This is a genomic window from Massilia terrae, from assembly GCF_024753145.1.
Lineage (GTDB): Bacteria > Pseudomonadota > Gammaproteobacteria > Burkholderiales > Burkholderiaceae_D > Telluria > Telluria terrae.
In genome coordinates this window covers 1-13,252 of record NZ_JANUGU010000006.1, presented here as the reverse complement: position 1 = coordinate 13,252, position 13,252 = coordinate 1, and the positions used below count along the sequence as shown (strand labels likewise).

Genomic DNA, 13,252 nt, shown 5'->3' with positions numbered 1-13,252 from the left:
GAAAGACCAAAGAACATGGCAACCAAAAAAATGAAGGGCCTCGGCCGCGGACTGGACGCGCTGCTGGGCGGCGACGCCGAACTGCCGGGGCCGGGCTCCAACCTGCCGTCGGCGCTGCCGGTCGGCCAGCTGCAGGCCGGTAAATACCAGCCGCGCACGCGCATGGACGAAGGCGCGCTGGCCGAGCTGGCCTCCTCGATCAAAACCCAGGGCATCATGCAGCCGGTGCTGGTGCGTCCGGTGAACGGCGGCCGCTACGAGATCATCGCCGGCGAGCGCCGCTTCCGCGCCGCCCAGCTGGCTGGCCTGGACGAGATCCCGGTGCTGGTGCGGGAGGTCGACGACCAGCAGGCCGCCGCCATGGCGCTGATCGAGAACATGCAGCGCGAGGACCTGAACCCGCTGGAGGAAGCGCAGGGCATCGCGCGCCTGATCTCGGAGTTCGACTTCACCCACGAGCAGGCCGCGACCGCGGTGGGGCGCTCGCGCAGCGCCGTGTCCAACCTGCTGCGCCTGGTGAACCTGGCCAGCCCGGTCCAGACCATGCTGATGGCGGGCGATATCGACATGGGCCACGCCAGGGCCCTGCTGGCGGTCGACGCCGCCAAGCAGATCGCGCTGGCCAACCAGGTGGTGGCCAGGCGGCTGTCGGTTCGCGAGACCGAAAAGCTGGTCGCGCGCGCGATCGAGGAGCGCAACGCGCCGGCGGTGGCGCCGCGCGCCAAGGACAAGCCGGGCGACATCGTGCGGCTGGAAGAGGAACTGTCGGACAAGCTGGCCACCCCGGTCCAGTTCAAGATGGGCGCGAAGGGCAAGGGCCAGATGATCATCGACTTCGCCGACCTCGACGTCCTCGACGGCGTGCTCGCCCGTTTGCGCGCATAAAAAACACTACTAAGCTCCGAACCGTCATCCCGGCGAAGGCCGGGATCCATGCTGAGCTAACAGGCCTGCGGCGTCAGTGCTCACCCGCTCAACCGTTCTATGGGTCCCGGCCTACGCCGGGACGACGGTTTTACGTGTACCGGTGGAACAAAGTTATCCCAACTTATTAACAAAGTTTCCCCACGTTATCCCCACCTTATCCCGCCCCATCCCGGTGCTTATCCCCAATGTATGCACCACGACGTTGCGCGATCCCGACGCATCTGCGATCAACGCCCCGACTTTTTATTGGCCATGTTGTTTTGCCATGTCGCGTCACTTACCCCCGAGTTGGCAGCGAATTCACGTCAGTTTTAGCGATTTTCTGCCGTGTTTACCCGGCTGGAACGCGCGGATTGACGACCGGAATCGTTTGACGTGCTTCCGTATAAACACTTATAATCGTCGGGATAAATGTAACTACCGCACCGTTACCGGCGTCTCTGGCTAGCGCGAAGAACTAGAAAAATGTTGCGCATAGTCTCCCTGCAAATGATGGCGACAGCAGTTGCCGGCCTGGTGGCCGCCCTGCTGGGGGGGATGCCTGCGATGTTCTCGGCTGTACTCGGTGGCTTGTGCTGCGTGGTTCCCAACGCGTTGTTCGCGCTGCGGCTGTTCGCCGGCGCGCACCGTCCGGGCGCCGCGAACCCGATCACGTTTTTCATCGGGGAATTTATCAAGATTGCGTTGACGGTGGCTTTTCTTGGCGCCACCGCCTGGTTGTACCACGACCTGAACTGGCTCGCCCTGATTGGCGGCTTCATCGTGGCGCTCAAAAGTTACATCATCTTATTGTTTAGGCACCAGAAATGACAACTGAAATTGCTGCGGGAGTTCCCGCCGAGCATGCGGTCACCGCGGGTGAGTACATCAAGCACCACCTGCACCACAACGCATCGCACCTCCAGAACGGGCCGATCGATTTTTCCGTTATTCACTACGATACTATTTTCTGGTCGGTCTTGCTGGCCGTGGTCTCGGCGATCCTCCTGATCTCCGCCGCGCGCCGCGCCACCGCCGGCGTCCCGACCCGTTTCCAGGCCTTCGTGGAAATGATCGTCGAACTGGTTGAAGACCAGTCCAAAGCCATCGTGCATGGCGACCGCTCCTTCATCGCCCCGCTGGCCCTGACCGTGTTCGTCTGGGTCGTGATGATGAACTCGATGGACTTCCTGCCGGTCGACCTGTTCGCCGCCACCTTCCGCACCCTCGGCATCCACAACGCCGAAGGCCACGAGATGTTCTTCCGCGTCGTCCCGACCGCCGACCTGAACGGCACCCTGGGCATGTCGCTGGTGGTGCTGGCCCTGATGCTCTACTACAACGTGAAGATCAAGGGCTTCGGCGGCTTCGTGCACGAGCTGTTCAACGCACCGTTCGGTTCCCACCCGGCCCTGTGGATCTTCAACTTCGGCCTGAACCTGATCGAATTCGCCGCCAAAACCGTGTCGCTGGCAATGCGACTGTTCGGCAATATGTTCGCGGGTGAGCTGATCTTCCTGCTGATCGCGCTGCTCGGCGCCCAGTTCGTGGGCTTTGAACCGAAGAGCCTGGCGCTGTCCGGCCTGCATATCTTCGCCGGTTCGATCTGGGCTGTGTTCCACATCCTGATCGTGCTTCTCCAGGCTTTCATTTTCATGATGCTGACGCTGGTGTACCTCGGCCAGGCGCATGAAGGTCACTAAGCAGCATCTCGTTTTTGCAGTATTTGTTTTTAACTTTTCATTTTTTTGATTATCTAAGGAGTTTTTGATGACTAACGTCGCGTTCGTTGCACTGGCTTGCGGTCTGATCATTGGTCTGGGCGCCATCGGTGCATGTATCGGTATTGGTGTGATGGGCGGTAAGTACATCGAAGCTTCGGCACGTCAGCCTGAACTGATGAACACCCTGCAGACCAAGATGTTCCTGCTGGCCGGCCTGATCGACGCAGCATTCCTGATCGGCGTCGGTATCGCAATGATGTTTGCCTTCGCAAACCCGTTCGGCGCCTAATCCCGGGATACTTGGATAGCCGGGCCGCGCGTGTCAACACCGCCGGCCCGGCGTACTTCATTCTGAGAAGGAAAAAGCTGTGAACTTAAACGCTACAATGTTCGTGCAGTCCATTGTGTTCCTCATCCTGGCATGGGTCGTGGCGAAATTCGTCTGGCCGCCGGTGGTGGGTGCACTGGATGCACGCGCGAAGAAAATCGCTGAAGGTCTGGCCGCGGCCGACCAGGGCAAGCAAGCGATGGCCGCCGCCGAGAAGCGCGTTCAGGTCGAGCTGGCTTCCGCACGTGACGAAGGCGCCAAGCGCATCGCCGATGCCGAGAAGCGCGCCCAGCTGGTCGCCGACGAGATCAAGGCCAACGCCCAAGCCGAAGCCGCGCGCATCGTCGCCCAGGCCAAGGCCGAAGCCGAGCAGCAAGTGACCCGTGCCCGCGAAGAACTGCGCGGCCAGGTGGCAACACTGGCCGTCAAGGGTGCCGAGCAGATCCTCAAGCGCGAGATCAACCCGCAAGCGCACGCCGACCTGCTGAACCAACTGTCGACCGAGCTCTGATCATGGCTGAACTCGCGACCGTTGCCCGTCCTTACGCTGAAGCGCTGTTCCGCGTTGCCCGCGCCGGCGACCTGGCGGCCTGGTCCAACCTCGTGTCGGAGCTGGCCCAGATCGGCGCCAACCCGGATGTGCAGGCTTTTTCCAGCAACCCGAACGTGACCCCGGCCCAGCTGGCCGACACGATCGCGTCGCTGGTCAAGGCGCCGCTGTCCGCCGAAGCGAAAAACTTTATCGCGATGCTGGCCGAAAACGGCCGTATCGCCCTGTTGCCGGAGATCGGCGCCCAGTTCCACGCGCTGGCCAATGCCCTGGTGGGTTCGGCCGACGCGCAGATCGACAGCGCCTTCGATATCTCGGCGACCCAGCTGCAAGCGCTGGTCGCCACTCTGGAAAAGAAATTTGGCCGCAAGCTGAACCCAACGGTAACAGTGGACCCTTCGCTGATCGGTGGTGTGCGCGTGGTGGTCGGTGATGAAGTGCTCGATACCTCGGTCCGTGCCAAGCTGCAGCAGATGCAGATCGCACTGACCGCCTAAGGATCGCATTTCCGCCGGCGTCCCCGCCCTGGCCCAACGCATCAAGAAACTATTAGGAGTTAGCATGCAACTTAACCCATCTGAAATCAGCGAACTGATCAAGAGCCGCATCCAGGGCCTCGAGGGTTCGGCTGATGTTCGTAACCAAGGCACGGTGATCTCCGTTGCCGACGGCATCTGCCGCATCCACGGCCTGTCGGACGTGATGCAGGGCGAAATGCTGGAATTCCCGGGCAACACCTTCGGCCTCGCGATGAACCTCGAGCGTGACTCCGTCGGCGCCGTGATCCTGGGTAACTACGAGCACATCTCGGAAGGCGACACCGTCAAGACCACCGGCCGCATCCTGGAAGTGCCGATCGGTCCGGAACTGCGTGGCCGCGTCGTCAACGCCCTGGGCCAGCCGATCGACGGCAAGGGCCCGATCAACGCCACCCTGACCGCCCCGATCGAAAAGATCGCACCGGGCGTGATCGCGCGCGAGTCCGTGTCGCAGCCGATGCAGACCGGTATCAAGTCGATCGACGCGATGGTGCCGATCGGCCGCGGCCAGCGCGAGCTGATCATCGGCGACCGCCAGACCGGTAAATCGGCTGTCGCAGTCGACGCGATCATCAACCAGAAGGGCCAGGACGTCACCTGCGTGTACGTCGCCATCGGCCAGAAGGCCTCGACCATCAAGAACATCGTGCGCTCGCTCGAGCAGCACGGCGCGATGGAATACACCATCGTGGTCGCCGCTTCCGCGTCGGAATCGGCCGCCATGCAGTACATCTCGGCCTACTCGGGCTGCGCGATGGGCGAATACTTCCGCGACCGCGGCCAGGACGCCCTGATCGTGTACGACGACCTGTCCAAGCAGGCCGTCGCCTACCGCCAGATCTCGCTGCTGCTGCGCCGCCCGCCGGGCCGCGAAGCGTACCCGGGCGACGTGTTCTACCTGCACAGCCGTCTGCTGGAGCGCGCCGCCCGCGTGAACGCCGACTACGTCGAGAAGTTCACCAACGGCGAAGTCAAGGGCAAGACCGGCTCGCTGACCGCACTGCCGATCATCGAAACCCAGGCCGGCGACGTGTCGGCCTTCGTGCCGACCAACGTGATCTCGATTACCGACGGCCAGATCTTCCTGGAAACCTCGCTGTTCAACGCCGGTATCCGTCCCGCGATTAACGCCGGTATCTCGGTGTCGCGCGTCGGTGGCGCCGCCCAGACCAAGGTCATCAAGGGCCTGTCCGGCGGTATCCGTACCGACCTGGCACAGTACCGCGAGCTGGCTGCGTTCGCGCAGTTCGCCTCGGACCTGGACGAAGCGACCCGCAAGCAGCTGGACCGTGGCGCGCGCGTCACCGAACTGCTGAAGCAGCCGCAATACTCGCCGCTGCCGATCTCGCTGATGGCCGTGTCGCTGTTCGCAGTGAACAAGGGCTTCTTCGACGACATCGATGTCAAGCAAGTGCTGGCATTCGAATCGGGCCTGCACGGCTACATGAAGACCAAGCACGCCGACCTGCTGGCCAAGATCGATCAGACCAAGGCGCTGGACAAGGATGGCGAAGCAGCGATGGCCGCTGCGATCGGCGACTTCAAGAAGTCGGGCGCATTCTAATCACGTCACGTTTGGACCGCCGCGCACGCTGAACCGCGCGGCGGACCGAAGAGGAAGAACTCATGGCAGCAGGCAAAGAGATACGTGGCAAGATCAAGAGCGTAGAGAATACGAAGAAGATCACCAAGGCGATGGAAATGGTCGCCGCGTCCAAAATGCGCAAGGCGCAGGACCGGATGCGCGCCGCCCGTCCCTACAGTGAGAAGATTCGTAACATCACCGCCAATCTCGCCACGGCAAACCCGGAGTACACGCACCCGTTCATGGCCAAGGCCAATGGCGGCAATGCGAAGGCGGTCGGTTTCATCGTCGTCACCACCGACAAAGGTCTGTGCGGCGGCATGAACACCAACGTGCTGCGCCAGGTCACGCAAAAGAGCCGCGAGCTGGAAGCGGCAGGCAACCGCATCGAAGCCATCGCCATCGGCAACAAGGGCCTCGGTTTCCTGCACCGCGTCGGCGTCAAGATCGCCGCGCAGGCAACCCAGCTGGGCGACACCCCGCACCTGGACAAGCTGATCGGTCCGGTCAAGGTGATGCTCGATGCTTACCAGGACGGCAAGATCGACAAGGTCTACCTGTGCTACACCAAGTTCATCAACACCATGAAGCAAGAGCCGGTGATCGAGCAGCTGCTCCCGCTGCCGGCCAAGCAGCTGGAAGCCGACAAGACCGCGCACGCGTGGGATTACTTGTACGAGCCGGACGCCGCCACGGTCATCGATGAACTGCTGGTGCGCTACGTCGAAGCGCTGATCTACCAAGCGGTCGCCGAAAACCTCGCATCCGAGCAATCGGCGCGCATGGTGGCGATGAAGTCGGCAAGCGACAACGCAGGCAATGTGATTGGCGAGCTCAAGCTGGTCTACAACAAGACCCGCCAGGCCGCGATTACCAAAGAACTGTCCGAGATCGTCGCTGGTGCAGCGGCCGTCTAAACAAGAATTTAACTATTACTGAAGGAACGAACATGGCTGATGGCAAAATCGTTCAGTGTATCGGCGCAGTGGTCGACGTGGAATTCCCGCGCGACGCCATGCCGAAAGTCTACGACGCACTGAAAATGGAAGGCTCGGAACTGACGCTGGAAGTGCAGCAGCAGCTGGGCGACGGCGTGGTCCGTACCATTGCTCTGGGCAGCTCGGAAGGCCTGCGTCGCGGCATGAGCATTCAAAACACCGGCAAGCCGATCACCGTGCCGGTTGGCCCGGCGACCCTGGGCCGCATCATGGACGTGCTGGGCAACCCGATCGACGAGCGCGGTCCGGTCAGCCTCGAGCGCACCGCTTCGATCCACCGCGAAGCGCCGAAGTACGACGAGCTGTCGCCGTCGCAAGACCTGCTGGAAACCGGCATCAAGGTGATCGACCTGGTCTGCCCGTTTGCCAAAGGCGGCAAGGTCGGCCTGTTCGGCGGCGCCGGCGTCGGCAAGACCGTGAACATGATGGAGCTCATCAACAACATCGCTAAAGCGCACTCGGGCCTGTCCGTGTTCGCCGGCGTCGGTGAGCGTACCCGTGAAGGTAACGACTTCTACCACGAGATGGCCGATTCCAAGGTCGTCGACCTGGAAAACCTGGGCAACTCGAAAGTGGCCATGGTCTACGGCCAGATGAACGAACCGCCGGGCAACCGCCTGCGCGTGGCGCTGACCGGCCTGACCATCGCGGAATCCTTCCGTGACGAAGGCCGTGACGTGCTGTTCTTCGTCGACAACATCTACCGCTACACCCTGGCCGGTACCGAAGTGTCGGCACTGCTGGGCCGTATGCCGTCGGCAGTGGGCTACCAGCCGACCCTGGCCGAAGAAATGGGCCGCCTGCAAGAGCGCATCACCTCGACCAAAGTCGGCTCGATCACCTCGATCCAGGCCGTGTACGTCCCTGCGGACGACTTGACCGACCCGTCGCCGGCCACCACCTTCGCCCACCTGGATTCGACCGTCGTGCTGTCGCGTGACATCGCCGCCCTGGGTATCTACCCGGCAGTGGATCCGCTGGACTCGACCTCGCGCCAGCTGGACCCGCTGGTCGTCGGCCAGGAGCACTACGAGACCGCGCGCGCCGTGCAGGGCACCCTGCAGCGCTACAAGGAACTGCGTGACATCATCGCGATTCTGGGCATGGACGAACTGGCGCCGGAAGACAAGCTGGTCGTGGCACGCGCTCGTAAGATGCAGCGTTTCCTGTCGCAGCCTTTCCACGTCGCTGAAGTGTTCACCGGCTCGCCGGGCAAGTACGTTTCGCTGAAAGACACGATCAAGGGCTTCAAGATGATCGCTTCGGGCGAACTGGACCACCTGCCGGAGCAGGCCTTCTACATGGTCGGCACGATCGAAGAAGCCATCGAGAAAGCCAAGAAACTGGCTGCCTAATCGGCTTCCTCACTGAAGGACACACATGGCACATACTATTCACGTTGACGTGGTATCGGCGGAAGACCTGATCTTTTCGGGCGAAGCCGAGTTCGTCGCGTTGCCGGGTGAAGCGGGTGAGCTGGGGATCTATCCCAAGCACACCCCGCTGATCACGCGCGTCAAGCCGGGTGCTGTGCGGATCAAGGTGCCTGCTCGCAACGACGAAGAGTTCGTCTTCGTCGCCGGCGGCATCCTGGAAGTGCAGCCGAACCGCGTGACGGTGCTGGCCGACACCGCGATCCGTGGCGCCGACCTGGACGAAGCAAAAGCACAGGAAGCCAAGAAACGGGCCGAAGAGCTGATGCAGAATAAGGACGCGGCGATCGACTACGCGAAAGCGCAGTCCGAACTGGCCGCAGCAATCGCGCAACTGGCAGCGATCCAGAAACTGCGCGCGAAGCGTTAAGCTTTAGCCGCAGAAACAAGAAAGGCAGCTTCGGCTGCCTTTTTTTCGTCTGGCTCAAGGGCCACGAACCCTCGCATAAATTCTCTTGGCTGGCCCTATTTACCTTCGAGCCGCTCCGCTACCTTTTTGCGGAAATACCCTTCCTGCACATAGCGATACAGATTCTTGCCCGGGCAAACCGTCTGCGCCGAATAATCGCGATGGCTGGCGATATGGTCGACCGGCACCTTGTACTTCGCTGCCAGCATCGCCATCAAGTCGACGACCGCATCGAGCTGCTTCTGGTTCGGCTCCACTTCCTCGAAATTACCCACCACCTCGATCAGCGCATGCCCCATCGGGTCGTATTCCGTGTTGGTGTCGCCGGCGTAATTGATATCGCGCCCCGCATAGATCTTGCCATCCAGGTCGATGATGTAATGGTAGGGAATGTCGAGCCAGTGCTTGGTCGTGCGCGACCAGGTCTGCAAGTTGCGCAGGTACTGGACCGGATCTTTCCCCTGCGGGAAAGGCTCGCCCTGGTGATGCAGGGTGATGTAGCTGATCGTCTGCGGCTGCGCCTGCGCCGGATTGGCCGGCGTGCCGCCCCAAGCGGACACGGAAACGATGCCGCGTTCGACATCGGCCAGCGAGGGCTGGGCGCCGGCGCCGGTGGCGAGCGAGAACAGCAGAGCGGTGCAGGCAAGGGCAGGGAACAGGCGCATGGTCGGCTTTTCGTTGGATCAGGAGCCCGCATCTTTCCACACAACCGGTCAAACGTGCAATGACCATGCTCGCGCCAGCCCCGAATGCGAATCTGATAAGCTTCTACGATATCCCGGATTAAACAAAACATGAAAACCATAACGCAGATTCTTCAGGAGAGCAAAATAGTGGCCGTGGTCGGCCTGTCGAACAAACCGGACAAGCCGAGCCATGAAGTGGCCGAGTACCTGCAGGAAAATGGCTACCGCGTCGTGCCCGTCAACCCGACCTATGCCGGCAGCCAGATCCTCGGCGAAACCGTCTACGCCAGCCTGCAGGACGCTGCTGGCGCCCTGGCGCTGCATGGCGAGCGGATCGACATCGTGGACTGTTTCCGCAAGTCGGAAGACATTCCGCCGCTGGCGAAAGATGCAATCGCCGTGCGCGCGAGCTGCCTGTGGATGCAGCTCGGCATTGAGAACCAGGCCGCCGCCGATCTGGCGCGCGCGGCCGGGCTGGACGTGGTGATGAACCACTGCATCAAGATCGAACACAGGGAATTGCACGCCGTACCAAAAGGGGACTGAAAGAGATGAAAACAACGATTCTGATTGCCGAGCTCGCCCTGTGCGGCCTCGCGAGCGCACTGTCGGCACCCGCCTTTGCCGAAACGCCGGCCGCGCCTGCCGCCATGCCCGCCGCCGCAAGCTGCCCGGCCGTGCTGCACCACACCTTCAAGCGCCTGCAGGACGACGCGCCGCAGGACCTGTGCCAGTACGCCGGCAAGGTCGTGCTGGTCGTGAACACCGCCAGCTACTGCGGCTTCACCCACCAGTACAAGGGTCTTGAGGAACTGTACGCCAAGTACGGTTCGAAGGGCCTGGTGGTGTTGGGCTTCCCGTCCAACGACTTCGGCAAGCAGGAGCCGGGTAATTCCAAGGAAATCGCGGACTTCTGCTACAACACCTACGGCGTGAAGTTCCCGATGTTCGCCAAGAGCGACGTGATCGGCCCGCAGACCAACCCGCTGCACGTCGAGCTGGCCAAGGCCACCGGCCAGGCGCCGAAATGGAACTTCACCAAGTACCTGATCGACCGCCAGGGCAAGACCATCGAATACTTCCCAAGCAAGGTCGCGCCGGAAGACAAGGAATTCGTGGCGAAGATCGAGCAGGCGCTGGCGATGTAAACACGCTGCGTCAGGACAGGCGATGCAAGTACCGCGCCGGCGGCATGGCGCGGTATGATGGCTTGCATAAAACAAAAGGTTGAACAATCAACCATCGACCCCTGTACTGAAAGCAGACCCATGATCACTGTCCGCCGTGCCCAGCTGGCCGACGTTGCCGTCGTCGCGCCGCTGTTCGACGCTTATCGCCAGTTTTACGGCCGATCACCCGATCCCGAACTGGCGGCCCGCTTCCTCACCGAACGCATCGCCAACGGTGAATCCATCGTCTACCTGGCGGAAACGCGCGAGGGCGAGGCGGTTGGATTCACCCAGCTGTATCCTTCGTTTTCGTCGGTTTCCGCGCGGCGCATCTACATTCTCAATGACCTGTTCGTTGTGCCGACGGCGCGGCGCGCCAATGTCGGCCGTGGTCTGCTGCACGCGGCGGGCGAATTCGCGCGCGGCAAGGGCGCGCTACGCCTGGCGCTGTCGACCGCCAAGTCGAACGAGAAGGCGCAGGCGCTGTATGAATCGGAAGGGTGGGTGAGGGACCAGCAGTACTACCACTACTCGCTCGAGCTTTAGTCCAAAGTTAAGTTACCGTCGTTCCCGCGCAGGCGGGAAACCCATTTTGCTAGCGTATCCGCTCGTGTGCATGCACCTCGGAAGCTCAACGAAATGGGGTTCCCGCCTGCGCGGGAACGACGATCTCTTTGTTTAAGACTGTCCGGTGTCCTCTACGTAAAGCCCCTTAGCGCGACAAGACTTCCTCCGCCTTGCGCTGCAGGACGTTCTTGAACACATCGAACGCGCTCTTCTTGACGGCCTCGACTGCCTCGTTTGTGCCGTCCTGCGCCGCCTTCGCCTGTTGCGGCTGCTTGGCCGCGACAGGCGCGCTGCCGGCCTCGCCGCCGCCCATGGCCGCGTTCATGGCCGACATGCCCGGCATCAGCGACGCCACCGACTTGCGGCGCACCTTGACGTCCCACTGCGGCTCCCAGGTCACCTTGGGATCTTTCGGCCTCGGCGGATACGCCATGTTCAGCTCGTCGCCGTAAGCGATCACATGCAACATCGCCATCGCGCTGACCGCTTCCTTCGGCGCCACGCACTCGGTCGCGCTGGCGGGCAAAATCACCTTCTCCTTCTGCCACTTGGCGATCGCGCTGTCCGGCTGGTAATTGATCAGGCCCATGCCCATATCCGGCAGCTCGCTCGAGCTCCAGTACACCATCTCGATCTCGCCTTCGCCCGCGGCGGCCGGGTCGCGCATGCCCATCGCCTGCACGAACCAGCCGGTCGCCTGCGGCATCGCCTTCCACTTGAACAGCACGCCGCCCGCGCTGTCGCTGCGGTTCGCTTCCACCGCCGGCATCAGGTCATGTGCGCCGTCGATATTGAACTTGAAGCCTTCAGGCAGCCCTTCGCCGCTGAAGGCGTGTTCGCCGGCCACGCTCGCGCCTTCCGGCAGCAGGCGGTCGTCGGCCTTGTTGGGCCAGGCCGGACGGCCCGGCGCCGGCGCCGGCAGGTGCTGGGTCGCGCTGCGGTTCTGGAAGAACTTGCTGTACTGCGCCGGATCCATCTTCGCCAGGTCGAGCACCAGCGGCTGTCCCTTGCGCACCTCGGCGCCGCAGCCCCAGTACAGGTACATCTTCCCCTTTGGCATATTGTTGTCGCCCATGCCCGTGACCTGTTCCATGTTGCCGTCGCCGCCAGGCTTCTCCAGTTCCGGCGCCTGCAGGTTCAGTGACGGCGCCAGTTTGCTGCCGGCCGGGACCGCCTGCGTCGCCGCCTTCAGCTTCGGATTCTCGCGAGTCAGCAAAGTCACGTCCATCCAGCGGCCCTGGCCCTGGCCCTGCGTCTGGCCGAAGGTGTTGCCGCGCTCCGCGTTTTTCGCGGCGCCCACCCCGCCGCCGAACAGGCCGCCCAGCATGCCGGTCACGCCGCCCATGCCTGCCATGCCGGCCGCCGGCGATGGCGCGCCGCCGGTGAAGGTCGCAAGGTCGATATAGGCCTGGCTGACGGGCGGTTTGACTTTCTGGACGACTTCCGCGGCGGACGCGGACGAGAACGCAAACAGGCCGGAGACGGCGAGCGCGAGCGGTTTGAGCGGGGACACGTGAACTCCCTGGTTGACGAAAGACGCGAATTCTAGCGCGCGAAAGTCAATACAAAACCGCCTCGGCCCCCGATTCCCCCAAGCTTGGGGTGGTTATTTTGATGCACATCAACGACCTTATTGCGGCGCATCAATATCCTTCTTTCTCAGCGAATTACACAACGAGCGAAAGAAGAAAAAAATGAGGAAGTCGATCCTGAAACTGATGGTCGCCGTAGTAGGACTGGTGGGCGCGAACGCGATGGCGCAAGAGTCGCCGTGGCTGGTCCGGGCGCGCGCCGTCTACCTCGATCCGGCAAACAAGTCGGGCCCCGTTGCCGGCGTCGGCGCGGATGACCGCATCCACGTGAGCACCAAGACGATTCCCGACGTGGACGTCTCGTATTTCTTTACCCCGAACATCTCCGCCGAACTGGTCCTGACCTATCCGCAGAAGCACGACGTGACGCTCGACGGCGCCAAGATCGGCACCTTCAAGCACCTGCCGCCGACCCTGACCGCGCAGTACCACTTCCTGCCGGGCGCCGACATCAACCCCTACGTGGGCGCCGGCGTCAACTACACGCTGCTGTCGAGCGTGAACCTGCTGAACGGCGCGGGCCGTCTCGAACATGACAGCGTCGGCCTCGCCCTGCAGGCCGGCGTGGACTTCAAACTGGACAAGAATTGGTCAATCAACCTGGACTTGAAAAAGGTCCAGATTCGCAGTGACGTGTACATTTCCGGCGCCCGCGCAAGCGACGTCAAGGTGGACCCGCTGCTCATTGGAGTGGGGGTGGGATACAGATTCTGAATTAACGATAAATACAGCTTCCAGCAAAAGCAGAAAACCGGCCCTCGCGGCC

At 62.2% G+C, this 13,252-nt stretch carries 16 protein-coding genes; 14 read left to right on the top strand and 2 right to left on the bottom strand.

What is annotated here, in order from left to right:
• The first annotated feature begins 15 nt into the window (after nucleotides 1–15).
• From NX778_RS16785 to NX778_RS16740, 10 genes are all read left to right on the top strand, one after another.
• A complete protein-coding gene (locus NX778_RS16785; protein ID WP_258812925.1) occupies nucleotides 16–885 on the top strand; it encodes a ParB/RepB/Spo0J family partition protein in 870 nt (289 codons plus the stop codon).
• A 507-nt stretch (nucleotides 886–1,392) separates the two neighbouring features.
• Nucleotides 1,393–1,737 carry an ATP synthase subunit I gene (locus NX778_RS16780; RefSeq protein ID WP_258812924.1) on the top strand — a complete coding sequence of 115 codons (345 nt, stop codon included), beginning with the start codon at nucleotides 1,393–1,395 and terminating at the stop codon, nucleotides 1,735–1,737.
• On the top strand, nucleotides 1,734–2,609 hold the full coding sequence (gene atpB, locus NX778_RS16775) for a F0F1 ATP synthase subunit A (protein ID WP_258812923.1): 876 nt from the start codon (nucleotides 1,734–1,736) through the stop codon (nucleotides 2,607–2,609). The genes NX778_RS16780 and atpB overlap by 4 nt, the downstream gene beginning before the upstream one ends.
• Before the next feature lie 67 nt (nucleotides 2,610–2,676).
• Entirely contained in the window at nucleotides 2,677–2,919 is a 243-nt protein-coding gene (atpE, locus tag NX778_RS16770) for a F0F1 ATP synthase subunit C (RefSeq protein ID WP_258812922.1), read from the top strand.
• Between the two features lie 79 nt (nucleotides 2,920–2,998).
• Nucleotides 2,999–3,469, top strand: a complete 471-nt coding sequence (locus NX778_RS16765) for a F0F1 ATP synthase subunit B (protein WP_258812921.1) — start codon at nucleotides 2,999–3,001, stop codon at nucleotides 3,467–3,469.
• Nucleotides 3,470–3,471: 2 nt separating this feature from the next.
• The gene (locus NX778_RS16760; RefSeq protein WP_258812920.1) at nucleotides 3,472–4,005 is read left to right on the top strand and encodes a F0F1 ATP synthase subunit delta; all 534 of its coding nucleotides are present in this window, start codon (nucleotides 3,472–3,474) and stop codon (nucleotides 4,003–4,005) included.
• 64 nt (nucleotides 4,006–4,069) lie between these two features.
• Entirely contained in the window at nucleotides 4,070–5,611 is a 1,542-nt protein-coding gene (atpA, locus tag NX778_RS16755; RefSeq protein ID WP_258812919.1) for a F0F1 ATP synthase subunit alpha, read from the top strand.
• A 62-nt stretch (nucleotides 5,612–5,673) separates the two neighbouring features.
• Complete coding sequence (atpG, locus tag NX778_RS16750; RefSeq protein ID WP_258812918.1) at nucleotides 5,674–6,549, top strand: F0F1 ATP synthase subunit gamma; 876 nt, start codon at nucleotides 5,674–5,676, stop codon at nucleotides 6,547–6,549.
• 32 nt (nucleotides 6,550–6,581) lie between these two features.
• Nucleotides 6,582–7,985, top strand: coding sequence for a F0F1 ATP synthase subunit beta (gene atpD / locus NX778_RS16745; RefSeq protein ID WP_258812917.1), 1,404 nt, complete (start codon nucleotides 6,582–6,584; stop codon nucleotides 7,983–7,985).
• 25 nt (nucleotides 7,986–8,010) lie between these two features.
• Complete coding sequence (locus NX778_RS16740) at nucleotides 8,011–8,433, top strand: F0F1 ATP synthase subunit epsilon (protein ID WP_258812916.1); 423 nt, start codon at nucleotides 8,011–8,013, stop codon at nucleotides 8,431–8,433.
• 95 nt (nucleotides 8,434–8,528) lie between these two features.
• Here the strand turns inward: NX778_RS16740 and NX778_RS16735 are convergent, their stop codons facing one another.
• Nucleotides 8,529–9,137, bottom strand: coding sequence for a peptidoglycan recognition protein family protein (locus NX778_RS16735; RefSeq protein ID WP_258812915.1), 609 nt, complete (start codon nucleotides 9,135–9,137; stop codon nucleotides 8,529–8,531).
• Nucleotides 9,138–9,266: 129 nt separating this feature from the next.
• On the opposite strand from NX778_RS16735, the gene NX778_RS16730 reads away from it, so the two are divergent.
• The 3 genes from NX778_RS16730 to NX778_RS16720 all read left to right on the top strand — a co-directional run bounded on the left by NX778_RS16730 (nucleotide 9,267) and on the right by NX778_RS16720 (nucleotide 10,873).
• Nucleotides 9,267–9,704 (top strand): CoA-binding protein, encoded by a 438-nt coding sequence (locus NX778_RS16730; protein ID WP_258812914.1) that lies wholly within the window; start codon nucleotides 9,267–9,269, stop codon nucleotides 9,702–9,704.
• 5 nt (nucleotides 9,705–9,709) lie between these two features.
• Nucleotides 9,710–10,306 carry a glutathione peroxidase gene (locus NX778_RS16725; protein WP_258812913.1) on the top strand — a complete coding sequence of 199 codons (597 nt, stop codon included), beginning with the start codon at nucleotides 9,710–9,712 and terminating at the stop codon, nucleotides 10,304–10,306.
• Nucleotides 10,307–10,426: 120 nt separating this feature from the next.
• The gene (locus NX778_RS16720; protein ID WP_258812912.1) at nucleotides 10,427–10,873 is read left to right on the top strand and encodes a GNAT family N-acetyltransferase; all 447 of its coding nucleotides are present in this window, start codon (nucleotides 10,427–10,429) and stop codon (nucleotides 10,871–10,873) included.
• A gap of 166 nt (nucleotides 10,874–11,039) precedes the next feature.
• Here NX778_RS16720 and NX778_RS16715 read toward each other — a convergent pair whose 3' ends face one another.
• Entirely contained in the window at nucleotides 11,040–12,407 is a 1,368-nt protein-coding gene (locus NX778_RS16715; RefSeq protein WP_258812911.1) for a hypothetical protein, read from the bottom strand.
• Between the two features lie 181 nt (nucleotides 12,408–12,588).
• On the opposite strand from NX778_RS16715, the gene NX778_RS16710 reads away from it, so the two are divergent.
• Nucleotides 12,589–13,200: an OmpW/AlkL family protein gene (locus NX778_RS16710; RefSeq protein WP_258812910.1), complete on the top strand. Its 612-nt coding sequence runs from the start codon at nucleotides 12,589–12,591 to the stop codon at nucleotides 13,198–13,200.
• The last annotated feature ends 52 nt before the right edge of the window (nucleotides 13,201–13,252 follow it).